We start from the raw sequence: 622 nt of genomic DNA, 5'->3' as shown, positions 1-622 counted from the left end.
CGACGCAGCGGTCACCTTGGTAGAGCTAAGCGAGTCGTGCCCCGCTACCGACACGAGGAATCGCGACTGTGCGCTCTAACAATTCGTCCAAGCCGACACCGCTTCGCGGTGCGGCTTAACTCAGGTGTTAGGCGGCATGGAAAGCGATGCGGCAATCGTGATGAGGCTGGAGCAAGAGCTTCTAAAGCCGGCGACGCGCGCTGATGTGGCCCGCGTCAGTGAGCTATTGGCTGACGAATTTCGTGAGGTCGGCGTCAGCGGCTTGGCGTTTGGGAAGACCGAGGTCCTCGGCTGGCTCCCCTCGGAGGCAGGCAAGTCCTTCTCCGTTAGCTCCATGCAAGCTGTCGCGCTCGCCGAAGGCGCGATTCTCGTCACCTACCAAGCCGAGAAGGTGCACGGCGGGCAGGCCACACGCTCGCTGCGCAGCTCGGTGTGGTTAAAGAGCCAATCCGGGTGGCAGATGCGGTACCACCAGGGCACCGCTGCCGCCTAACAATTCGTCCAAGCCGAAACCGCTTCGCGGTTCGGCTTAACTCAGGTGTTAGGCATCACATGAGCCTCGATCGCATCTCAGACGAAGACTTCTTGAGCCCAGACTTCAAGGAGGACTCGGTGCGCGAGC

Annotated in this window: 1 protein-coding gene; it reads left to right on the top strand. The window is 61.4% G+C overall.

Annotated features, from left to right (window positions below; genetic code table 11):
* Window positions 1–136: 136 nt before the first annotated feature.
* On the top strand, window positions 137–493 hold the full coding sequence (locus ACFFGH_RS34425; protein ID WP_386677483.1) for a nuclear transport factor 2 family protein: 357 nt from the start codon (window positions 137–139) through the stop codon (window positions 491–493).
* The last annotated feature ends 129 nt before the right edge of the window (window positions 494–622 follow it).

Source organism: Lysobacter korlensis, from assembly GCF_042434515.1.
The sequence above is the reverse complement of the archived record's forward strand: the minus strand, read 5'-3'. Positions and strand labels throughout refer to the sequence as shown.